Genomic DNA, 21394 nt, shown 5'->3' with positions numbered 1-21394 from the left:
CTTTCGTCATGCGGCCGCCGCGCGGCCGCTTTCGGCTTCGCACGATATCGTCTACGAATAACGGATAAAGATACAGGTTATGGTTTCACCTGTCGGTTGTTTCGACCAATCGGGAGCTTCGTTCCATCGTGGACCGCATCGACCTGTTTCGTATCTTCACACGCGTCGTCGAGTGTTCGAGCTTCACGCGCGCCGCCGATACGCTGCGGCTGCCGCGCTCGTCGGTTTCGGCGGCGGTGCAGGAGCTGGAAGGACGGGTCGGCGCGCGGCTGCTGCACAGAACCACGCGAAAAGTTTCGCCGACGCTCGACGGCGCGGCCTTTTACGAGCGCTGCCTGCGCCTCATCGCGGAGGTGGAGGAGACGGAAAGCCTGTTCCGGCGGGCGACGACGCCTTCCGGCAAGCTCAGGATCGATGTGCCGGGGCGCATCGGCCGCCTGATTCTCGCCCCCGCCCTGCCGACGTTCCTCGATCTCTACCCGGAAATCGACATCGAACTCGGCGTGACCGACCGGACCGTCGACCTGATCGAAGACCGCATCGATTGCGCGCTGCGCGTCGGCGTGCTGGAGATTTCGGGCCTCATCGCCCGCCCGCTCGGCGAATTGCCGCTCATCAACGTGGCGAGCCCCGGCTATCTGGCGCGCCACGGCACGCCCCGCACGCCGGACGACCTCGCCGGGCACTGGCCGGTGAACTACGCCTCGCCGTCCAGCGGGCGGGTCGAGGATTGGGAGTGGATGGAGAACGGCGAGGCGCGCGCCGTGCGCCTGCGCGGGCGCGTCACGGTCAACAGCGCGGAGGCGTATATCGCCTGTTGCCTCGCGGGCCTCGGCCTGATCCAGATTCCGGCCTATGACGTGAAGGCGCATATCGCGGCCGGCGAACTGGTCGAAGTCATGCCCGATCACCGCGCCCCGCCCATGCCGCTGACGCTGCTCTACCCGCACCGTCAGCATCTCTCCCGCCGCCTTCAGGTGTTTACCGACTGGCTGTCGGAGCTGCTGGCGCGCGACATCGGGGCCGCCTCATGATCCCGGACGCTCTTCACCGGCGGGCGAAGAACAGCACCGGCTCTTCCCGATAGAGATCCGCGAACAGCTTCGACAGGTTGGCGACCTTGGGCGCATCGTGAATGACGATATAGGGCTGGGCGGGATGGCGCGTCATGTAGTCCTGATGCTCGTCCTCGGCGGGGAAGAAGCCGCCCTGCGTCTCCACACGGGTCACGACCGGCTGCGGATACGCGCCGGACGCTGCGAGCTGCGCGATATACGCCTCGACGACCGCGCGCTGATCGTCATTGGCGGGAAAGACCGCCGAGCGGTATTGCGGCCCGACATCCGGCCCCTGGCGCATGAACTGAGTCGGATCGTGGGCGACGGAGAAGAACACTTGCAGGATGCGCCCCAGGCTGATCTGCCGGGGGTCGTAAGTCACCTCGACCGCCTCGGCATGGCGCGTGCGGCCGCTGGCGACGAGCGGATAACGCGCCGTCGCGGCCGTGCCGCCCGCATAGCCCGATACGGCGGCGGTCACGCCCTTCACATGCTGGAAAACGCCCTGCACGCCCCAGAAGCATCCGCCCGCCAGCACGATGCTGGCGGAGCGCGCCTCGCCCGCGGGCAGGTCGCGATGCGGCGGGTCGATCCGCACCTGCCCCGCCGCGAAAGCGGCCCCGGCAAACATGAGCCAGAGCGCCGCCAGCAACCCGCTCGCCGATCCGACCACGCGCGACATGTCAGCTTCTCCTCAGCCGAAGGTGAATGCATAGGCGCTCGCGCCCGGTTCCAGAAACTCGATCTCGAAAGTGTGCTCGCGGACATCGCCTCGCGCGCGAACGAGCTGGTAAAGCCGTTGCTGGCGCACCACGCCGTTGCCTTCCTCATCGACATCGAGCCCGTGATCCGCGCCCGGCGGCCCGCCGTCGACGCGCACCCGGAACGGCACGGGCCGGTCGGCGCCCTCGCCGCCCAGCACGAGATTGAGATCGCGGGCATGGAAGCGGAACACGATCCGCCCGCCCGGCGCGACCACCCGCGCGGCCTCGCCGCCGATCGTCCAGCGCCCCTCCAGCCCCCAGCGGTTGAGCGCGAGTTCCGCCGGCCGCGCGTAATCCGCGGCCTCGTCCCGCGCCACCGGCCCGGCGGAAGCGAACTGCGCCATGCGCTCATACCCCAGATAGGTCTCCGGCGAGCGGACGTTGGCCCAGTCCGCAGCCATCATGACGCCTTGCGGCGCAAGCGAGACGGGCGCGTCCTGCTGCGTGGAAACCGTACCGGTTTCCGCAAGCAATTGCTGAATGACCCGCTCCGACTTTTCATATTCGCCCTCACCGAAATGGTGATGGCGGATGCGGCCCTGCGTGTCGATGAAATAGTGAGCCGGCCAATAACGATTGTCCAGCGCGCGCCAGATGGCGTAATCGTTGTCGATGGCGACCGGATAGGTGATGCGGAGCTGGCGCACCGCCTCCCGCACATTGCCGATGTTTTTCTCGAAGGCGAATTCCGGCGCATGGACGCCGATGACGACGAGGCCGCGCTCGCGGTATCTTTCCGCCCACGCCCGGACATAGGGCAGCGTGCGCAGGCAGTTGACGCAGGAATAGGTCCAGACATCGAGCAGCACGACCTTGCCGCGCAACTGCGCCGCGGTCAGCGGCTCGCTGTTCAACCATTCCACCGCCCCCGACAGCGAGGGCATGCGCCCTTCCACCGGCAGGCCGGCGGGCGCGCCCTCGGGTGTCTGCGCCGCCATCATGGCCCCGCCCTGCATCATCATCGCATTGCCGGCCATCATCGCCGGCCCGGCGGCCATCATGGCCCCGGCCTGTTCGCCGGCGCCGTCCATACCGAGGCCGTCCATCAGGGTCTGTTCGATGCGCGTCGTGCCGGCCGTCGACAGGCGGGCGAGCAGGCCGGTGTCGAGGCCGAGAAAGATCGCGATCACCGCCGCCAGCACGGCGACGCCCGCGCCGCGCCGCAGCCACTCGACCGCCGCCATGCCCTGACCCATGCCCTGACCCATGCGCCGCCGCAGCGCCGCGAGCACCCGCCCGCCGGCCAACAGGGCGACCGCCAGCGACGTCGCGGCGCCGGCCGCATAGGCGAGAAGCAGCAGCGACGTCTGCGCGCTCGCGCCCTGCAAGGCCGCCCCGGTCAGGATCAGCCCCAGAATCGGCCCCGCGCACGGCGTCCACAGCAGGCCCGTCGCCGCGCCGAGCAGAAGGGCGGCGGCAGGGCTGTCGCCCTGCCCCGCCTGCCTGTTCAGCCGGTCGCCGAGCGCCACGAAAGGCGCCGCCAGACGCGCGCCCAGCGCGGGCACGAGCAGCGCGAGGCCGAACAGCGCCATCAGGGCGAGGGCGATCCAGCGGCCCCAGACATTCACCTGCACCGCCCAGTTCCCCGCCACCGCCGCCAGCGACGCGACGGCGGCGAACACAACGGCCATGCCCGCCAGCATGGGAAGCTGGAAGCGCGGAAAGGATCGCCCCGCCCCGGCGAAAACGAACGGCAGCACCGGCAGGATGCAGGGGCTCGCGATAGTGAGGACGCCGCCGAGATACGATAGCAGGATGGTCATGTCCGCCTCTCAGGCTTGCGCGGGCGCGAAAACGAGCGCGACGCCGTTGATGCAGTAGCGCAAGCCGGTGGGTGGCGGACCGTCGTTGAAGACATGCCCCAGATGGCCGGCGCAGCGCCGGCAATGCACCTCCGTGCGCACCATGCCGTAGCCGGTGTCCAGCGACGTGCCCACGGCCCCATCGAGCGGTTGCCAGAAGCTCGGCCAGCCGGTGCGGCTGTCGAACTTCGTTTCCGACGCGAAGAGCGGCCCGTCACAGCCCGCGCAACGGAACGTGCCGGCGCGGCGCTCCTTGTCGAGCGGGCTCGTATGGGGCCGTTCGGTGCCATGCTGCCGCAGGATATAATACTGAGCCGGAGAAAGACGCGCCCGCCATTGCGCGTCCGTCAGGGCAAAGGAGACATCGCCGGCGGGCGCGTCGTCGGGCGGGCCGGCGGATGCCGGCGACGGCAGGCGCCACAGGAGCGCCGCCCCTCCCGCGGCCGCTCCGCCGACAACCACCGAGGCAAGAAAAGATCTTCTGGAACCCTGCATGACCGTCTCCCGTCATGGAACGGCCCATTGTTGGCAGGTGAAAGCGGCAAAGTCATGCGCGCCGATGTCAAATGAGCGTGATGCTTCGCCCGGCGCGACATCCGGTTTCCCGATGTCATTCGGCGGCAGGCGGCAATTTCCAGTCGCGCCGGATGAAATGGCAGGTATAGCCGCCGGGATTGCGCACCAGATAATCCTGATGTTCCGGCTCCGCCTCCCAGAACGGCCCGGCCGGCGCAATCTCGGTGACGATCTTGCCCGGCCAGAGGCCGGAGGCGTCGGCATCGGCGATCGCCTGTTGCGCCGCCTCTTCCTGCTCGGGCGTTTCGGGGAAGATCGCCGAGCGGTAGCTCGGGCCGATGTCGTTGCCTTGCCGGCCGGGCGTCGTGGGATCGTGGATCCGGAAAAAGAACGCGAGGATGTCGCGGTAGCTGATGCGGGCGGGATCGAAAACGACCTCGATGGCCTCGGCGTGAGTGCCATGATTGCGATACGTCGCATGCGGCACGTCGCCGCCGGTGTATCCGACGCGGGTGGAGGCGACGCCGTCCAGCCGCCGGAAAAGATCCTGCATGCCCCAGAAACAACCGCCGGCAAGCACAGCACGCTCCAGAACCATGGCGTCTCTCCTCTCCGAGAGCCTGCGGGCCTTTCGCACAACCGGCGCGAGGGCCGAAGACATGGAGGCTTTCCGCGTTTCGTTGCAACGCGAGAATCCTCCAGGTTTTTGATTTCGAGCCACTTCTCGTCGATCGAACGATCCCGTTCGATCGGAAAGCGCCCTCAGCGAAACAACTATCGCCGAAGGCGCGGCACCCGTCAATTCACGCCGTTGCCCGCCGTCAGGACGAGATGCGCTTGCGCCCCTTGCGCAGATCCTGCCGGAAGAACTGGTTGATCTGTGGAAACGGAACCGCGTCGGTGAGGGTGGAAAACGTGCCGCGTGTTGCGATTTCCTCGGCGGCGCGCATGAAGCCGCCCCATGCGGCGCGGCACATGCCGGACCCGCTGCTCAGCCAGCGCACGCCGAGATCGGCATAATTGCGCATGCTCAACCCGCATTCCGGTTCCACGACGATACTGACCGGATGGGGCGCGACAGCCTTCACGATGGCGGTGATATCCGCCGGATTGACGACGCCGGGCACGTGAACCGCCTCGGCCCCCGCCTGCACGTAAGCCTGAAGGCGGCGAATGATGCCGGCGAGCGATTCCTCGTGATTGTTCGTCAGGCGCTCCACGCCCGCCGTCAGCACGACGCCGGTGCCGCTCGCGTCGATCGCGGCGCGGGCCGCCCGCACGCGGTCGACCGCCAGTTCCAGCGGATAGAAAGGATGCTGGTGGTCGGGCGTCGTGTCCTCGATCATGATGCCGGCCACGCCGGTTTCGATGCACATCACCACGTTGCGGGCGACGTCCTCCGGCTCGTTCGCGTAGCCGGATTCGAAATCGGCGCAAACGGGAAGATCCGTCGCCTCGACGATGTCGCGGATATGCTGGAGCATGACGCCGCGCGGCACGGCCCAATCCGTATCGGGGAAGCCGTCCGCGAAGGCGATGCCGGCGCTGGTGGTCGACAGCGCCTTGAAACCGAGATGCTCCAGATAGCGCGCCGTGCCCACATTCCAGGGATTCGGCAGGACATGGGTGCCGGAGGATTCATGCAGCTTGCGAAATGCGCGCCGGCGCTCGTGAATGGTGCTCATGCCGCCCATTCCCCCCATGCTGTCATTCCCGGCCCGCTCCACCATCGGGACGCATCCCCGATACCTTGCCCGATATCTCGCCCGAAACAGCGCCGGTCTGCGATCTGTTCCATCCTCACCTGTCCGTCGTTTCCCGATGCAGCAATCAATTGTCACGTCATCCGCGTGCGTCGCCGGAAAATGGGAGATGCCGGACGAAGCAAGCCTTGCCCGCCGGCGATGGCGGCGGAAACGGGCTGGGCAAAAGGAAGCACCGGCGTCATTGGCGTTTTCCCGGCGCTTTGCCGTGCCCTTGTCATGTTTCCGTCCGTCAACACCTTTGCGCGCATCAGCCGCGCAAATCAACCGCCGGAGCGATGCGCGCAGCGCTGTTCACGGTTGCGCTGTCGCGATAGAACAGACATCGCGACAGCGCGAAGGACGCCCGGCAAAACGATAAAACGCACGTCAATTCACTGATTTCACGTGTTTTTATCGATCGAGCACGGCGCGCGTCGTCAGACGTTCCGCAACAAGGCGGACAGGCATGGATCGTTTCAGCGCTTCCGTGAAACGGTGAAACGATCCGGCGCTTCCGCCCGGCATGCTCATCCCGCGCGCTCCGCCCATGCGAACAGACGGACGCTTCACCCGCATGCCATTGCATCCATTCATTGACGCTTCATCGGCTCCCGAAGGCCGCGTCGGCCTTGCGGAATGACGACGGGAAACGCCTTCAGGCCGGGACGGGCGCCGCCCGACCGGCATGCGCCCCGTGGAGAGCGATCAGGCCTTCGCGCCGACGGCGGCGGCATCGATATGGGCCGCGAGATCCGGCGACAGCGACAGCGCGTCGGCCAGTTCATGCAGGAACGCCCGCTCCGCTTCCGTATCGGGCTCGATGGCGAGGCGCGCCGCCGCATAGATCTGGACGCCGCGCTCCTCGCTCGTCGCAGCGGCGGCGAGTTGCGTGATCGAGGCGGGATTGGCGAACTCGCGGTCGAGAAACTGCACGGCTTCCGCCTGAAAACCGGCCTTGGCCAGATTGCCGATGATGCGGCCGCGCTCCTCGGTATCGATCTGGCCATCGGATGCCGCAGCCGCGATCATCGCACGCGTGAGCACAAGCGCCGTATCCTGCGACACCGCATCCGCCCCGAAGGCGGAATCGCGCGGCGGCGCAGCGATCGCGGAGGCATCGGCCCAGGCCGGCTGTCCGCTTTTCCAGCCCTGATAGGCCTTGTAGGCGAGGCCGCCGATCAGGGCGATGCCGCCGAGGCTGGCGGCCGAGGCGGTGACGGACTTGCCGGCCCCGCGCGAGCCCAGCAGCAGGCCCGCCAGACCGCCGGCGACAGCGCTCGCCACGTTGCGCCCTTCAGGCGTATCGAGATACTGGCGCGCCTGGGCAACCAGATCCGCGCCGGTTTCGGCGACAGAACCCGGCCGGCTGCCGGCGCCGCCGGTCAACTGGCCGATGACGCTGCCAAGCAGATCACCGACACCGCCGAACCCGGCAGCCGCCGACGCGGCCCCGGAAGTCGCCTGCGTATCGGCGTTGACATGTGCGGAGGCCGGGCCGGCGGCGGAAGGGCCGGCGGCGGCGGAACCGATGAGCGCATCAAGTAGCTTCTTTGCATCAAGCATGAACAGCTCCCATGGTTAGCGATGGATTAACGTTAAGGGGAGCAGGCCGTTCGCACCACAAATTTATTCCAATGCTACAGCAAAAGAAACACTGCCGGTCGACAAGCCACGTCACAATTCTGTAAATTTCAGCAGGTTCAGTCCGCTCCGGAGCATTTTGCGTTCGAACCGATTGATCGATTTGAACGCAAGTTGCGGTAAAATATAGAACTTGGAGCGGCATGACGATTCCACTTGAATGCACGCCGCTCTAATCATCGTCACACGAGATCGTGCTTTTCCGTATCATCCGTCAACTGCAACCGCTGCAAGCGCGCATAGAGCCCGTCGCGCGCCACGAGATCGTCGTGTCGTCCCTGTTCCACGATGCGGCCGCAATCCATCACGAGGATGAGATCGGCGCGCCGCACGGTGGAAAGGCGATGGGCGATGACGAGTGTCGTGCGCCCGCGCGTCAGCACCGCCAGCGCGTCCTGCACCATGCGCTCGGCCTCGGCGTCGAGGGCGCTCGTCGCTTCGTCCAGCAGGAGAATCGGCGCGTCCTTGAGAATGGCGCGTGCGAGGGAAACGCGCTGACGCTCGCCGCCCGACAACCGGGACCCCCGATCGCCGACGCGGGTGTCGTAGCCTTCCGGCAGCGCCGCGATGAACCCGTGAGCGGCCGCCGCCTTCGCGGCCGCGACGATATCGGCGTCCGACGCGCCGGGGCGGCCGAAGCCGATATTGGCGCGGATGGTGTCGTCGAACAGCACGACTTCCTGGCTGACCACCGCGATCTGCGCCCGCAGGCCCGCAAGCGTCACCTGCCGCACATCCTGCCCGTCGATCAGAACCGCGCCTTCGCTCACGTCATGCAAACGCGGCACAAGCGACATCAGCGTGGATTTGCCCGAACCGGAGCGCCCCACGAGCGCCGTGAGCTTGCCCGCGGGCAGTGTGACGTCGATGCCGTCGAGAGCCGTCACATCCTCGCGGTAGCGGAAGCGCACGCCGCGAAAGGCGATCTCGCCCCGCGTCACCGCCAGCGGGGGCGCATCCGGCGCGTCGACGATGGTCGGCGGCAGATCGAGTATGTCGTAATAGCGCCGCAGGGCGGCCATCGCCTCCTGCACGATCGCGTTGAGATTGCCGATGGAACGCACGGGCTGCGCCGCCATCAGCAGCGCCGTGATGAAGCCGGTGAACTCGCCTACCGTGCTGCCGCCTTCCACGATGCGCCAGCCGATCAGCACCAGCACACCCGCGACCGCAAGCCCGCCGCCGATCTCCAGCAGCGGATCGAGCCGGCCGCGCGCGTTGGCCGCCCGCATCTTGAGTTCCCGCACCCGCTCGAACGCGCGCGCGGCGCGGCCCTTCAGATAGCCTTCGAGCGCGAAAACCTTGGCCACGCGCGCGCCGGCGAGGCTTTCCGACACGAGATTCGCCATCGCCCCGATTTCCTCCTGCGTGGAGGTGGCGACGCGGCGCAGCTTCTTGCCCAGCCGCGCCACCGGCTGCGCCACGAAGGGCGCCACCAGCGCCGCGGCGATCGTCAGCACAGGATCGATCCACAGCATCGCCCCCACCAGCGCGATCACCGTCGCGCCGTCGCGCAGCAGCACGGTGAAAAGCCGCGTCAGCGCCTCCTTGATATAGGCGAAGTCGGTCGTGAAACGCTGCGTCAGGCTCGCGGGGCTCTCCCGTTCGAGCTGTGCGAGATCGGCGTCGATCATGTGCGCGTAAAGCGCGGTCTGCATGTCCGCCTCGACGCGCGAGATCACACGGTTGGTCAGCACCGTCTGCCCCAGCAGCGCAAAACCCTTGATGCTCGTGACCGCGATGACGAAGAGCGGCGCCAGCGCAATGGCGTGGGCGTCGCGCGCGGTGAAGGCGTCGAACGCCTCCTTGATCAGGATCGGATAAAGGGAGGACGTGCCCGCGATGACCGCGATCAGCGCCAGCACCACCGCGAGCGCGCCGCGATGGGGCCGCACCTGCTCCCGCCACAACCGCCGGATCGTGGGCGCGGTATCGCCGCGCGTCAATATGGATGATTTGCCGGCAATGCGATTGAAAAGGGACAGCGGAAAACCCGCGGGCGGGCGCGGCGCTTCTCGAGGCGGCTGGGGCGTATCGATCATGGGCGCACTCGCGTCATTGGTTCAGCACGGCGGCGCGCGGCCGCCAGACATGGCTGGTCTTGATCTCCGCATCCTCCAGCGCGCGCGTGACCGGCACGCGATAGGTGGCGAGGCATTCAAGCCGGTCTTTCGGAAGATAGCTGCGGCCGGGATCGCCGATCAGCACCCGCGCGCCCCGCCGCTGCAAACGCAGCAGCCAGGCGAAAACCGCCTCCGCAAGCGTGCGCTCGTAACATATATCCCCCGCCAGCACGACATCCCAATGCTCGTCCTTGCCGATCACATCGTCGGCGCGCGGCGTCACCCGGATATTATTAGCCAGCGCATTTATCCGTATGGCGCTGATGGCGAAGGGATCGATGTCCGCCGCTTCGACATGCGCCGCGCCGGCCTTTGCGGCGGCGATGGCCACGAGGCCGGAGCCCGACGCGAAGTCCAGCACGCGCCGATTCGCGACATCGCCCGGATGATCGAGAACATAACGCGCCAGCGCCTGCCCGCCGGCCCAGGCAAATGCCCAGAACGGCGGCGGCAGGCCGATCGCGCCCAGTTCATCCTCGGTCTTCTGCCACAGCGCCGTGGCCTCGTCGGCAACGAACAGGCTGATTTCCGGCGCATGCGGCACGGGCAGCAACCGCGTGTGCGTGCGAATGAACGTATCGTGATCGCCAATCGTCATGTGCGCTGCCCGAGCAGTTCCCCATAAAGGCTCTTCACCGTTTCCATGACGTGGCGTTCGGTATAGCCGCCCTCCACGCGCGCGCGGGCCGCCTGCCCCATGCGCGAAACGGCATCACGATTGTTTGCCAGAAAAATAAACGCGTCGGCCAGCGCCCCGGCATCGTCCGGCGGCACGACGAGCCCTTCGATGCCGTCCCGCACCAGCCGGCGGCAGCCGGGCACGTCGGTGGTGACGATGGCGCGGGCGCTCGCCCCCGCCTCCAGCAGCGTGCGCGGCAATCCCTCGCCGCCGCGCGAAGGCAGACAGGCGACATCGTGCGCCTGCCAGACGGCTGGAACGTCTCGCGTTGCGCCGTGCCACGCGATGCCCGGCCGCGCACCCCATTCCCGCAGCGTTATCTCCGGCACCGCACGCGGGTTCGACGGATCGGGCGCGCCATAAAGCGAAAGCGTGACGTCCGCACCCGCCGCGCGCGCGCGTCCCACCGCCTCCACGGCCAGATCGATCCCTTTCGACCACAGCATGCGCGCCACGACGGCGATCCTGAGCGACGGCGAGGGTTCGGGCGATGCGGCCGGAAACGCCGCCGGATCGACGCCGGCGCCACCCACGATGGCGACCTTGCCGGGGTCGCCGGGATCGAAACCCAGCATCCGCGCGTCATCCTCGTTTTCGAACAGGAAGCGGGCGGCGGGACCATCGGCGACGATGCGCAGGAAATGACGCAGCCCCGCCCGCGCCGCGCGGCCGACCGCATCGGCGCGCGCGCCGAGAAAGCCGAGGCCCGTCAGCGCATGCACGACCGGCGTGCCCCTCGGCGCCGCCAGACTGCCGAGAACGATGGAACGCAGCGCGACGCAATGCAGGATGTCGGCGCGTTCCCTGCAAAGGATCCGACGCAGCGCACGGAGCGTCGCCGCAACCGCCAGCGGGTTCAGACTGCGCCGCTCCGCCTGCATGGGGACCACCCGCGCGCCGATGGCGGAAATAGCGGCGGCATGATCGCGCACACGGGTGATCACCGTCACGCGCAGGCCCATCTCGCGCGCCGCCCGCGCCATCGGCAGGAAATGCGAGACGAAGAACCAATCCTCCGTCACCAGAAACACGAGATGCGGCGAGTGGCCCTCATTCTCGTCGGGATCGGCATCACCCATCTGAACGACCAACCTTGTCTCCATCAGCCGGCGGCGAATGACCGGTTGTCCCGAAAATCACTCGCGATGCAAGACGCGATCGACGAGCAGCGCGGACCAGAAGGAAGGACGAAAGCGCGCCCGCAGGCGATCCGGCTCATAAACCTCGCTGACCCATGTCATGAAATCCAGCCCCGCCGCCTCGCCTTCCTGTTTGTAGAGCGCGAAGAAAGCATCGAGAATGCCCGTCTTGGCGAAACGAAAATGCCCGTATCGCAGCGAGAGTTGCGCCGCGGCCTCGTCGACGGAGCGCCCTTCCTGCAACACGAGATGGAGCGCCGCCATGAAACCGGCCCGGTCGGCCCCGGACTTGCAGTGCACGAGAACCGGATATTCCACCGTTTCGAAGAACCTTTTCGCCGCCAGAATCGTTTCCCTGGAAGGCGCCTCGCGCGATCGCACCACAAACTCCGCAAGCGTCAGCCCGTTGCGGCGGCAGGCGTCGCGCTCGAGCGGCCATGACCCGTACTCCCGCCCGCCGCGCAGATTGACGACCGTGCGCACGCCAAGCCGGGCGATGGCGTCGATATCACGCGGCGAGGGCTGCGCCGCCCGCCAGAAACGATGCGTTACCCGATGCCGGTTGAGATAAAGCGCCCGGAACACGCCGTGATCGACAAACAGCATGTTGGCATAGGCCCTGACGCGCGCCCAGCGGCCCTCAAGCGGGGCATCCCAGCGCTTGATACGGGCCATGCGCCGCGCATAGCGCACTTCAGGCTTGAGAAAACGATTGAACACGGGGCCCCGGATGTCGTTGCGGTCACCCAACGCCATAGCAGGACGCGCGCGGTGCGACAACACGTATGAAATCTTGTCCATGTTCGAATCCGCAACAGCTTTGTATCTTGCCGCGAACGACGCGGCATCCTAGACTTTCCCCCATGAACGAGGTCGTCATCAGCATCCGCCCCGCACGACCGTCAGACGCTACGGCTCTGGCGGCGGTCCACGACGTCTCGTGGCGCGAGGCGTATCGGGGCATCATTCCCGGCGTCGCGCTTGAACGGATGATCGCCTATCGCGGCCCCGGCTGGTGGCAGAAGGCCGTCAACCGCTCCCGTTCCCTCATCGTGCTCGACATCGGCGACCGCATCGCCGGCTATGCCAGCTTCGGCGCAAGCCGCAGCCTCTCCCTGCCCCAGCAGGGCGAAATAGACGAACTCTATCTCGACCCCGTGTTTCAGGGGTTGGGTCTCGGCACGCAACTTTTCGCCACGGCCCGGCGCGAACTCGCGGCGCAACGCCGCAAGGGGCTCGTGGTGTGGGCCTTGCGGGACAATGATCGGGCGGCACGCTTCTATGAGCGGCTCGGAGGGCGCGCGCAAGCGCACGAAACCATCCGCGTCAGCGGCATCTCACTGGTTCGCACCGCATTCATGTTTCCCTGATCCGGCGTCGGGATCGGCACAAACCGCGCCAAAATGCTGATTTCACTTTTATAGCCGATGCTGTAGTAAGAAGCCGCCGTCGTCGCGGCGGTACCATGCGGCGAAATACCCGCTTGGTCTCGCGGCACGCCGTATCCACCTGCGTCCGCGCGGTCGCCGTCGGGCCATCACCGCACGCGCTGCCGGAACGTCGTATCATGATCCTTCCTGCAAGGAGTTTTCGACATGCGTCTCGACGCTATTGCCATCGGCAAGAATCCCCCCCACGACGTGAACGTTGTCATTGAGGTGCCGATCGGCGGGGAACCCATCAAATACGAGCTGGACAAGGAATCGGGTACCCTTTTCGTCGACCGCTTTCTCTACACGCCGATGCGCTATCCGGGGAACTACGGCTTCATCCCGCATACGCTGTCCGGCGACGGCGATCCGGCGGACGTGCTCGTCGTCAACACGCGCGCGCTGATCCCCGGCGCGGTCATTTCCTCGCGTGTGGTCGGCGTGCTGATCATGGAAGACGAATCCGGCCAGGATGAAAAAATCATCGCCGTTCCCTCCTCCAAGCTGACCAAGCGCTATGATCGGGTGCAGGACTACACCGACCTGCCGGAAATCACGCTCAAGCAGATCGAGCACTTTTTCGCGCATTACAAGGATCTTGAGCCCAACAAGTGGGTCAAGATCATCCGCTGGGGCACCGCCGAGGAAGCACGCACGCTGATTCTCGAAGCCATCGAACGCGCAACCGCGGAAAAGTAAGCCGAAACCACCCGGCTCACACCGAACGGGCCGCAGTCATTCGGAATGCTGCGGCCCGTAGACGGGCGGCGATGCGTCAGGTATGCGGGCATCCTCGCAATGCCCGTCGCCCACCCGATCAGCGCAAGGATTTATCCGCGCAGCCGATGGCAAAGGCTGTCGAGCTGATCGAGCGTCCTGTATCGCACCCTCACCTCGCCGCCGCCGTTGGCCTTGTGCTCGATGGACACCACGAGCCCCAGCACCTCCTCCAACGCCTGTTCCAGCGCGCGGGTATCGGGGTCTTTTTCGGGCTTCGCACGCGCGGCGCGACGAGCACCGCTCTCCTGCGCATCTCCCTGCGTCTCCCGTTGCGCGATCCTCTCGACATCGCGCACCGTAAGCCCCTGCGCGATGATCTGCCGCGCCACGGCATCGGGGTCCGCCACCGTCAACAGCGCCCGCGCATGCCCGGCCGAAAGCGTGCCGTCATTCACGAGCTGCTTGATGGAATCCGGCAAGCGCGTCAACCGCAGGGTATTGGCGACATGGCTGCGGCTTTTGCCGATGACCTGCGCGAGATCATTTTGCGAGTAACTGAACTCCGCAATCAGTTGTTCGTAACCGGCGGCCTCTTCCAGCGGATTGAGATCGGCCCGCTGCACATTCTCGATGATGGCGATTTCCAGCGCAACGCGATCATCCGCTTCCACGACGATGATCGGCACCTGATGAAGATTGGCGCGCTGCGCGGCCCGCCAGCGTCGTTCGCCGGCGATGATTTCATAAACATCCGCAACCCCCGTCACCGCGCGGACGATGATGGGCTGAATAAGGCCGCGCTCGCGAATGGACGCGGCGAGATCCTCCAGCGCTTCGGCGTTGAATATCTTGCGCGGGTTGCGCGGATTGGGGCGCAAGAACTCGATCGGAACCTTCTGCGTGCTCGCGCCGACCTGACGCGCCTGCGCCGAGAATTCATCCCCGACATCGCCAATCAGCGCGGCAAGCCCCCGCCCCAGACGGGAACGGTTGGAATCCTCGGCCATATCTATCTCCATCACCAAAACCCGTAATCGGCCCGTCAATTTCCGCATGCGTCGATGCAGCCTGCCGACAAGCATTCAGGCACAGACATGCGCCGGAACACACCCGCCAAGCATGTGCCTTCAAGTCATGCGAGCCGTTGAATCGCGCAGGCAATCGCTTCGTCAAGCGGCGCGTAAAGCCCGCTCTCTTTGAATCACTTCAGAAGCCAGTTTCAGATAGGCTTGCGATCCGGCGCATTTCAGATCGTAAAGCAACACGGGCTTGCCGTGAGAAGGAGCTTCCGAAACGCGAACATTGCGAGGAATGATCGTATCGTAAACCTTGGCGCCCATGAACTCGCGCACATCGGCCACAACCTGATTGGAGAGATTATTGCGCGGATCGAACATCGTCAGCACGATGCCGTGAATCCCCAAACCCGGATTGAGCGATACGCGCACCTGTTCCACCGTGCGGAGCAATTGACTCAAACCTTCCAACGCAAAGAACTCGCATTGCAAGGGCACCAGCACGGCATTTGACGCCGTCAGCGCATTGATGGTCAACAGATTGAGGGAAGGCGGGCAATCGATCAGCACATAGGTGAAGCCATCCGGCTGGATGTCGCGACCGAGAACATCGATGGCGCGCTCCAACCGATGCACCCTGTCCTTGGCGGAAGCGATTTCCAGTTCCACACCCAGCAGATCCAATGTCGAAGGCGCGACCGCCAACCCCGGCACGGCCGTTTCCAGCAGAGCATCCTGCAACGTCGCCGACCCCACCATCACGTCGTAGGTGGAGATCTTGCGGCTTTTCCGATCAACCCCGAGTCCCGTCGACGCGTTACCCTGCGGATCGAGATCGATGATCAGCACGCGCTCGCCAATCGCGGCCAGTGCGGTACCCAGATTGATGGCAGTCGTGGTTTTACCGACGCCACCTTTCTGGTTCGCGAGCGCGAGCACGCGAATACGCGTCGAAGGACCACCCCCGGCAGGCCCCGTAAGCTGACTAACGTCGGCCATGATCGCCATCAACCTCTTGCAGTTCCCTCACCACCAGGATGCGGCCGCGGGAATCAATTAGGCTCGGCTGCACATCCACTGTGATTCTCCAGTATTTGCGGGCCTCCGTCAATTCAGCTTCCCAATCCTGCCCCTTCGGAAACACCCCCGTTGCTCCACTTCTCAACAGGTCTTTCGCCATGGAGAGCAAGTCATGAAGAGGTGCGAGCGCCCGCGCCGTTACAACTTCGATCTGCCCGGCCTTCATCATCGGCAAGATATCGGCAATTCGCCCTTGATGCACCTTTGCGCTGGCGCCGGTCGCACGAATGGCATGGCGCAAGAACGCGCATTTGCGACCGTTGCTTTCGACAAGATCAATCTGCCCCTCGCCGTGTTCCCGCAACAGAATTCCCAGCACGACACCGGGAAACCCGGCGCCGGAGCCAAGATCCAGCCAATTTCGCGTCTCCGGCGCGCAGCGGAACAATTGCAATGAATCCGCGACGTGGCGCGTCCAGATATCATCCAACGTCCCCGGACCGACGAGATTCTTGATCGTCTGCCAGCGTCGCAATTCATGCACAAGGATCGTCAGGCGATCTGATGTTTCACGTGAAACAAAAAAAGGCGCGAGAGCTTCGGCTTTCCCTCTGTCCACATGGGGCGACTCAAGTTTGGCATTCATTCCGTCATGTATATCCCTGTTGCTGCTTCTTCCAGCGCTGTTTGCCGGCGTGGCCGGACAGAATGGCAAGCGCCGCCGGCGTCATGCCTTCGATACGCGCTGCCTGCCCCAATGTCCGGGGCTGAACCTGAGACAGCTTTTGCCGAAGTTCGCCGGACAGACCTGGCAGCGTATCGAAGGTCAGCTCCGTCGGAAGTTCGAGTTGCTCATCACGGCGAAAGGCTGCGATATCCTCCCGCTGCCGGTCGAGATAGACGGCATAGACAGCATCCGTTGCCAGACGCTCCCTGAGCCAAGCGGGTACTGACGCAAGCTCCGGCCAGACGCGGTCAAGCGTTTCAAACGATATATCGGGATACGAGAGCAGTTGAAATGCCGAACGCCGTTGCCCATCCCGATTCAGTTGCAGGCCATGCCTCGATGCAGCCTGAGGCGTCACTTCCAGCTGCTGCAAGCGCGTTCTCCACGTCTCGACAAGCTGCATTCGCTCGGCATGAAGCGCCTGGCGCCGTGACCCCACACAACCAAGATCTATTCCTTTGCCCGTCAGACGTTCATCCGCGTTGTCGACCCGCAGACTGAGCCGGTATTCCGATCGGGACGTAAACATCCGATACGGCTCGCTGACGCCATGCGTCACCAGATCGTCGATCATGACACCGATGTAACCATCGGCGCGATCAAAAGTCACACACGGCCGACCCCCGGCCTTACGGGCAGCGTTGATACCGGCGACGACGCCTTGAGCCGCTGCCTCTTCATAACCGGTTGTGCCATTGATTTGCCCGGCAAGGAACAGACCGCGCAGCACCCGCGTTTCCAGCGTTGCATCCAGGTGGCGGGGATCGACGTAATCATACTCGATCGCATATCCCGGCCGCAGAATGGTAACGTTCTCCAGTCCGGGCATGGAACGGATGAAAGCCTGCTGGACGTCTTCCGGCAGAGATGTCGAAATCCCGTTCGGATATACCGTGAAATCGTCCAAGCCCTCCGGTTCCAGAAAAACCTGATGGCTTTCCCGATCTGCAAATCGAACGACCTTGTCTTCTATGGATGGACAGTAACGCGGCCCGCGGCTTTCGATCACGCCCGCATAAAGCGGGGAACGATGGATGTTGGCACGAATGATGGCATGCGTTTCAGCCGTCGTCCGCGTGATCCCGCAGGCGATCTGTCTGTTCGGCAGGCTTTCCGTCAAAAGTGAGAACGGCTCTGGTTGTTCGTCACCGGCCTGATGTTCGAGATTGTTCCAATCGATTGTCCGTCCATCGAGGCGGGCAGGGGTGCCGGTTTTCAGACGACCCAGCGCCAGACCGTGACGGAGCAACGTCGCCGACAAGGCATCGGCCGGCGCCTCGCCGATACGGCCGGCCCGAAACTGCTTTTCACCGATATGGATCAAACCCCGCAAAAAGGTTCCGGTCGTCAGCACGACCGCGCCGGCGTCATACTCGCGGCCATCCGCGAGAATGACGCCTGCCGCGTATCCATTCCGTATGACCAGATCGGAAACCTCGCCTTCGATCACGGTCAGATTGGCAATACCCTCGATCGCATTCTGCACGGCCTGCGCATAAAGCTTGCGGTCTGCCTGCGCACGCGGACCACGAACGGCAGGTCCTTTGCGTCTGTTGAGCACGCGAAACTGAATGCCGCCGAGATCTGCCGCTCTCGCCATGACTCCATCGAGAGCGTCGATCTCGCGCACCAGATGGCCTTTGCCGAGCCCGCCGATTGCAGGATTACACGACATGGCTCCGATCGTTGCGAAGCGATGCGTGACCAGCGCCACTTGCGCACCTATCCGCGCGGCAGCGGCGACGGCCTCCGTTCCCGCATGTCCGCCGCCAACGACAATGACGTCATAACGACGTGAATGATCGGCCCGCCGGCCCACCCCGTTCCTCGACTCACCCATTTTTGCATGCACCGAGATTACATTTCACGATCATCTTATATCCGCTCTGCATGGTGTCCCGCAACGTTTCACGTGAAACGCGCCTGCGGGCGATCGCGCCTATTTTCCGATACAGAAACCCGCAAACAAACGATCCAGAATCTCTTCGACACCCACCCGTCCGGTGATGCGGCCCAGGGCACGCATGCCGAGACGAATATCCTCGGCGACCAACTCCGGCAACGCATCAGGCCGGTATGCGGATACACGCTCAAGATGCGACGCGGCATCCGATAGCGCCGAGCGGTGACGTTCGCGTGTAATGACGGCGACGCGCGCATCATATCCCGCATTCAGACGGCGCTCGACCTCCGCCAGGAGATCGTCGATCCCGGCGCCGGTTTTCGCCGAGATCGCCCATTCCCCCGCGTCTCTCGATTCCACCGGAAGCAAATCGGATTTCGTGCGAACCTTCATCACCGCGCCGGAAGACAACTCAATGGCTTCATGATCCTCCGATACGTCATCACCGGACGATAGAAGAAGAACCAGATCGGCCGTGCGCAGGCGCCTCCTGGCGCGCTCCACGCCTTCCTTTTCGATCGGATCATCGGTCTCGCGAAGTCCAGCCGTATCCAGAAACACAACCGGCATGCCGCCGAGATCGCACCTCAGTTCGATGATGTCGCGCGTCGTCCCCGCTATCGGCGATACGATTGCGACATCGCGCCTTGCAATACGATTGAGCAGGGTCGACTTGCCCACGTTCGGAGGGCCGGCGATGGCCACCGTCAAACCGTCGCGAAGACGCTCGCCTCGCCGGCCGTCATCAAGCGCAGCCGTAATCTCGTCATGAACCCGGCGCGCACCCGATATGGCCTCCGCCATCAGATCGGTCGGCACGTCGCCTTCATCGGAAAAATCCAGCGATGCTTCCACAAGCGCCATGACGTTCAGCAAGCGCTCTCGCAAATCTTCCACCGCCGACGACAATGCGCCTTCAAGCTGACGCATGGCCTGCCGTCGCTGCGCCTCCGTCTCGGCATCGATGAGATCGGCAATACCTTCCGCTTCGGAGAGATCGAGCTTGCCATTGAGGAAGGCGCGCCGCGAAAACTCGCCCGCTTCCGCAAGGCGGCACAGGTTCGTTTCCAAAAGCCTGCACATGACCGCCGATACCACCGCCTGACCGCCGTGCAGGTGCAGTTCCGCGACATCCTCACCGGTGAAACTGGCCGGGGCAGGGAAGTAGAGCACGAGCGCCCGATCGAGCACGGCGCCGTCCGTATCCCGAATCGCACGCAGGCTTGCAACGCGAGGCATCGGAACCGAGCCTGTCACGGCCTCCAGAATCCGCCGTATCCCGCTGCCGGACAGACGCAAAACCGCGATAGCGGCACGCCCGCCGCCGGTTGCCGGCGCGACGATGGTATCGACTCGATTCACAAATGCATCTCCGATTTCCGGCTTCATGCGCTGAAACAACAGAATGATAGCCGTCTCTTCATTCAGGCAATGATCAGATATAGCACGAAAAGCAGCAAGGGCCCTCCACCAACGCGAAGGACCCTTGCATGAGCCGATCTGAAAAACGATCGTTTATCGAAAAATACGCGCTCTTTCGGCTTAAAGCGCCAGAAAATTTCCGCGCCGTATGCCGTCTTGTGCGATCACGTATTCATGGAATCGAAGAAGTCGGCGTTGCGGCGCGTCTGGCGCAGCTTGTCGAGCAGGAATTCCATTGCATCCACGGTGCCCATCGGGTTGAGGATACGGCGCAGAACGTAGGTCTTCTTGAGAATATCCGGCGGCACGAGGAGTTCCTCCTTGCGGGTGCCGGAGCGTGTGATGTCGAGGGCGGGGAACACGCGCTTGTCGGAAACCTTGCGGTCGAGAATGATTTCCGAATTGCCGGTGCCCTTGAACTCCTCGAAAATCACCTCGTCCATCCGGCTGCCGGTATCGATCAGCGCCGTCGCGATGATGGTCAGCGAGCCGCCTTCCTCGATGTTGCGCGCCGCGCCGAAAAACCGCTTCGGACGTTGCAGGGCATTGGCGTCCACGCCGCCGGTCAGCACCTTGCCCGAAGACGGCACCACCGTGTTGTAGGCGCGACCGAGGCGCGTGATCGAATCGAGCAGGATGACCACATCGCGGCCATGTTCCACGAGCCGCTTGGCCTTTTCGATCACCATCTCGGCCACCTGAACATGGCGGGCCGCCGGTTCGTCGAAGGTCGAGGAAATGACCTCGCCCTTCACGGACCGCTGCATGTCGGTGACTTCCTCGGGCCGCTCGTCGATGAGCAGCACGATCAGATAGCATTCGGGATGATTGGTGGTGATCGACTGCGCGATATTCTGCAACAGCACGGTCTTGCCGGTGCGCGGCGGCGCGACGATCAGGGCACGCTGCCCCTTGCCGATCGGCGCCACGATATCGATGACGCGGGACGAAAAGTCCTTCTTCGACGGTTCCTCGGTCTCCAGACGCAGGCGCTCGTTCGGATAGAGCGGCGTCAGGTTATCGAAATGAACCTTGTGGCGGATCTTTTCGGGGTCTTCGAAATTGATCGTGTTGACCTTGAGCAGGGCGAAATAGCGTTCGCCGTCCTTGGGTCCCCGAATGGTGCCTTCCACCGTGTCGCCGGTACGCAATCCGAAACGGCGAATCTGGGAAGGGGAGACGTAGATGTCGTCTGGCCCGGCCAGGTAATTGGAATCGGGCGCGCGCAGAAAACCGAAGCCATCCTGCAATACTTCGACCACACCTTCCCCGATGATCTCGGTATCGGCGGCGGCCAGTTGCTTGAGTATGGCGAACATCAGTTCCTGCTTGCGCAGGATGCTGGCGTTTTCGACCGACAACTCCTCGGCAAAGGCCAGAAGCTCGGTCGGCGTCTTGGATTTGAGATCCTGAAGCTTGATCTCCCGCATCGGGGAAAAACTCTCGATCGATAAGGGCTGACGAGGCAGCCGGAAGGATTATGAAGAATTGCAGGTTAAAGCGCATGAAAACGCTACGCGGGGCGAACTTTTGCATACAGATCGCGTGCCCGCCATCCTGCTCTAAGGAAGGCAGGAGCTGTATAAAGGATTTGCCCCCCGGTTACAAGCCCGGCCACGGCGCTTTTTCCGCCAAAGGCAAATGCCGGCGCGTTTCCCATCGAGACGAAAGCACACCGGCATGATGGTC

19 protein-coding genes are annotated in these 21394 nt (G+C 64.3%); 3 read left to right on the top strand and 16 right to left on the bottom strand.

Annotated features, from left to right (window positions below; genetic code table 11):
• The first annotated feature begins 128 nt into the window (after positions 1 to 128).
• The gene (locus ACOYJQ_RS10545) at positions 129 to 1034 is read left to right on the top strand and encodes a LysR family transcriptional regulator (protein WP_433458254.1); all 906 of its coding nucleotides are present in this window, start codon (positions 129 to 131) and stop codon (positions 1032 to 1034) included.
• A 13-nt stretch (positions 1035 to 1047) separates the two neighbouring features.
• On the opposite strand, the gene msrA (ACOYJQ_RS10540) is transcribed toward ACOYJQ_RS10545, so the two are convergent.
• The 10 genes from msrA (ACOYJQ_RS10540) to ACOYJQ_RS10495 all read right to left on the bottom strand — a co-directional run bounded on the left by msrA (ACOYJQ_RS10540) (position 1048) and on the right by ACOYJQ_RS10495 (position 12187).
• Positions 1048 to 1740, bottom strand: a complete 693-nt coding sequence (gene msrA, locus ACOYJQ_RS10540) for a peptide-methionine (S)-S-oxide reductase MsrA (protein WP_433458253.1) — start codon at positions 1738 to 1740, stop codon at positions 1048 to 1050.
• A gap of 12 nt (positions 1741 to 1752) precedes the next feature.
• On the bottom strand, positions 1753 to 3585 hold the full coding sequence (locus tag ACOYJQ_RS10535) for a cytochrome c biogenesis protein DipZ (protein WP_433458252.1): 1833 nt from the start codon (positions 3583 to 3585) through the stop codon (positions 1753 to 1755).
• Positions 3586 to 3594: 9 nt separating this feature from the next.
• A complete protein-coding gene (gene msrB / locus ACOYJQ_RS10530) occupies positions 3595 to 4119 on the bottom strand; it encodes a peptide-methionine (R)-S-oxide reductase MsrB (protein WP_433458251.1) in 525 nt (174 codons plus the stop codon).
• A gap of 115 nt (positions 4120 to 4234) precedes the next feature.
• Positions 4235 to 4738: a peptide-methionine (S)-S-oxide reductase MsrA gene (gene msrA, locus ACOYJQ_RS10525; RefSeq protein ID WP_433458250.1), complete on the bottom strand. Its 504-nt coding sequence runs from the start codon at positions 4736 to 4738 to the stop codon at positions 4235 to 4237.
• Positions 4739 to 4961: 223 nt separating this feature from the next.
• A complete protein-coding gene (locus ACOYJQ_RS10520) occupies positions 4962 to 5825 on the bottom strand; it encodes an isocitrate lyase/PEP mutase family protein (RefSeq protein WP_433458249.1) in 864 nt (287 codons plus the stop codon).
• A 765-nt stretch (positions 5826 to 6590) separates the two neighbouring features.
• A complete protein-coding gene (locus tag ACOYJQ_RS10515) occupies positions 6591 to 7448 on the bottom strand; it encodes a tellurite resistance TerB family protein (RefSeq protein WP_433458248.1) in 858 nt (285 codons plus the stop codon).
• A 260-nt stretch (positions 7449 to 7708) separates the two neighbouring features.
• Positions 7709 to 9568 (bottom strand): ABC transporter ATP-binding protein, encoded by a 1860-nt coding sequence (locus ACOYJQ_RS10510; RefSeq protein ID WP_433458246.1) that lies wholly within the window; start codon positions 9566 to 9568, stop codon positions 7709 to 7711.
• Positions 9569 to 9581: 13 nt separating this feature from the next.
• Complete coding sequence (locus ACOYJQ_RS10505) at positions 9582 to 10247, bottom strand: class I SAM-dependent methyltransferase (RefSeq protein WP_433458245.1); 666 nt, start codon at positions 10245 to 10247, stop codon at positions 9582 to 9584.
• A complete protein-coding gene (locus ACOYJQ_RS10500) occupies positions 10244 to 11407 on the bottom strand; it encodes a glycosyltransferase family 4 protein (RefSeq protein WP_433458244.1) in 1164 nt (387 codons plus the stop codon). The genes ACOYJQ_RS10505 and ACOYJQ_RS10500 overlap by 4 nt, the downstream gene beginning before the upstream one ends.
• A 57-nt stretch (positions 11408 to 11464) precedes the next feature.
• Positions 11465 to 12187, bottom strand: a complete 723-nt coding sequence (locus tag ACOYJQ_RS10495) for a fused DSP-PTPase phosphatase/NAD kinase-like protein (protein ID WP_433458544.1) — start codon at positions 12185 to 12187, stop codon at positions 11465 to 11467.
• Between the two features lie 143 nt (positions 12188 to 12330).
• Here ACOYJQ_RS10495 and ACOYJQ_RS10490 point away from each other — a divergent pair, with 143 nt between their 5' ends.
• Together ACOYJQ_RS10490 and ppa are read left to right on the top strand one after the other, a co-directional pair.
• The gene (locus tag ACOYJQ_RS10490) at positions 12331 to 12837 is read left to right on the top strand and encodes an N-acetyltransferase family protein (protein ID WP_433458243.1); all 507 of its coding nucleotides are present in this window, start codon (positions 12331 to 12333) and stop codon (positions 12835 to 12837) included.
• Positions 12838 to 13062: 225 nt separating this feature from the next.
• Positions 13063 to 13596, top strand: a complete 534-nt coding sequence (gene ppa, locus ACOYJQ_RS10485) for an inorganic diphosphatase (protein ID WP_433458241.1) — start codon at positions 13063 to 13065, stop codon at positions 13594 to 13596.
• Positions 13597 to 13727: 131 nt separating this feature from the next.
• Here ppa and ACOYJQ_RS10480 read toward each other — a convergent pair whose 3' ends face one another.
• From ACOYJQ_RS10480 to rho, 6 genes are all read right to left on the bottom strand, one after another.
• Complete coding sequence (locus ACOYJQ_RS10480; protein WP_433458240.1) at positions 13728 to 14624, bottom strand: ParB/RepB/Spo0J family partition protein; 897 nt, start codon at positions 14622 to 14624, stop codon at positions 13728 to 13730.
• Between the two features lie 162 nt (positions 14625 to 14786).
• Positions 14787 to 15632, bottom strand: a complete 846-nt coding sequence (locus tag ACOYJQ_RS10475; RefSeq protein WP_433458543.1) for a ParA family protein — start codon at positions 15630 to 15632, stop codon at positions 14787 to 14789.
• Complete coding sequence (gene rsmG, locus ACOYJQ_RS10470) at positions 15619 to 16299, bottom strand: 16S rRNA (guanine(527)-N(7))-methyltransferase RsmG (protein WP_433458238.1); 681 nt, start codon at positions 16297 to 16299, stop codon at positions 15619 to 15621. Before rsmG ends, ACOYJQ_RS10475 begins: the two co-directional genes overlap by 14 nt.
• A gap of 4 nt (positions 16300 to 16303) precedes the next feature.
• Positions 16304 to 18220 (bottom strand): tRNA uridine-5-carboxymethylaminomethyl(34) synthesis enzyme MnmG, encoded by a 1917-nt coding sequence (gene mnmG / locus ACOYJQ_RS10465; RefSeq protein WP_433458237.1) that lies wholly within the window; start codon positions 18218 to 18220, stop codon positions 16304 to 16306.
• Between the two features lie 99 nt (positions 18221 to 18319).
• A complete protein-coding gene (mnmE, locus tag ACOYJQ_RS10460) occupies positions 18320 to 19672 on the bottom strand; it encodes a tRNA uridine-5-carboxymethylaminomethyl(34) synthesis GTPase MnmE (RefSeq protein ID WP_433458542.1) in 1353 nt (450 codons plus the stop codon).
• Positions 19673 to 19869: 197 nt separating this feature from the next.
• Positions 19870 to 21135 carry a transcription termination factor Rho gene (gene rho, locus ACOYJQ_RS10455; RefSeq protein WP_433458236.1) on the bottom strand — a complete coding sequence of 422 codons (1266 nt, stop codon included), beginning with the start codon at positions 21133 to 21135 and terminating at the stop codon, positions 19870 to 19872.
• Between the last annotated feature and the right edge of the window lie 259 nt (positions 21136 to 21394).

Origin of the sequence: Pseudochelatococcus sp. (assembly GCF_050946405.1) — a bacterium.
GTDB lineage: Bacteria > Pseudomonadota > Alphaproteobacteria > Rhizobiales > Beijerinckiaceae > Pseudochelatococcus.
This window is presented reverse-complemented; position numbering and strand designations above follow the sequence as displayed.

Coding starts and splice junctions, on each gene's coding strand:
- ACOYJQ_RS10520 (WP_433458249.1), bottom strand. CDS start 5,825: ATGAGCACCATTCACGAGCGCCGGCGCGCATTTCGCAAGCTGCATGAA.
- msrA (WP_433458250.1), bottom strand. CDS start 4,738: ATGGTTCTGGAGCGTGCTGTGCTTGCCGGCGGTTGTTTCTGGGGCATG.
- ACOYJQ_RS10515 (WP_433458248.1), bottom strand. CDS start 7,448: ATGCTTGATGCAAAGAAGCTACTTGATGCGCTCATCGGTTCCGCCGCC.
- ACOYJQ_RS10500 (WP_433458244.1), bottom strand. CDS start 11,407: ATGGGTGATGCCGATCCCGACGAGAATGAGGGCCACTCGCCGCATCTC.
- rho (WP_433458236.1), bottom strand. CDS start 21,135: ATGCGGGAGATCAAGCTTCAGGATCTCAAATCCAAGACGCCGACCGAG.
- ACOYJQ_RS10475 (WP_433458543.1), bottom strand. CDS start 15,632: ATGGCCGACGTTAGTCAGCTTACGGGGCCTGCCGGGGGTGGTCCTTCG.
- ppa (WP_433458241.1), top strand. CDS start 13,063: ATGCGTCTCGACGCTATTGCCATCGGCAAGAATCCCCCCCACGACGTG.
- ACOYJQ_RS10535 (WP_433458252.1), bottom strand. CDS start 3,585: ATGACCATCCTGCTATCGTATCTCGGCGGCGTCCTCACTATCGCGAGC.
- msrA (WP_433458253.1), bottom strand. CDS start 1,740: ATGTCGCGCGTGGTCGGATCGGCGAGCGGGTTGCTGGCGGCGCTCTGG.
- ACOYJQ_RS10490 (WP_433458243.1), top strand. CDS start 12,331: ATGAACGAGGTCGTCATCAGCATCCGCCCCGCACGACCGTCAGACGCT.
- rsmG (WP_433458238.1), bottom strand. CDS start 16,299: ATGAATGCCAAACTTGAGTCGCCCCATGTGGACAGAGGGAAAGCCGAA.
- ACOYJQ_RS10480 (WP_433458240.1), bottom strand. CDS start 14,624: ATGGCCGAGGATTCCAACCGTTCCCGTCTGGGGCGGGGGCTTGCCGCG.
- mnmG (WP_433458237.1), bottom strand. CDS start 18,220: ATGGGTGAGTCGAGGAACGGGGTGGGCCGGCGGGCCGATCATTCACGT.
- ACOYJQ_RS10505 (WP_433458245.1), bottom strand. CDS start 10,247: ATGACGATTGGCGATCACGATACGTTCATTCGCACGCACACGCGGTTG.
- msrB (WP_433458251.1), bottom strand. CDS start 4,119: ATGCAGGGTTCCAGAAGATCTTTTCTTGCCTCGGTGGTTGTCGGCGGA.
- ACOYJQ_RS10510 (WP_433458246.1), bottom strand. CDS start 9,568: ATGATCGATACGCCCCAGCCGCCTCGAGAAGCGCCGCGCCCGCCCGCG.
- mnmE (WP_433458542.1), bottom strand. CDS start 19,672: ATGAAGCCGGAAATCGGAGATGCATTTGTGAATCGAGTCGATACCATC.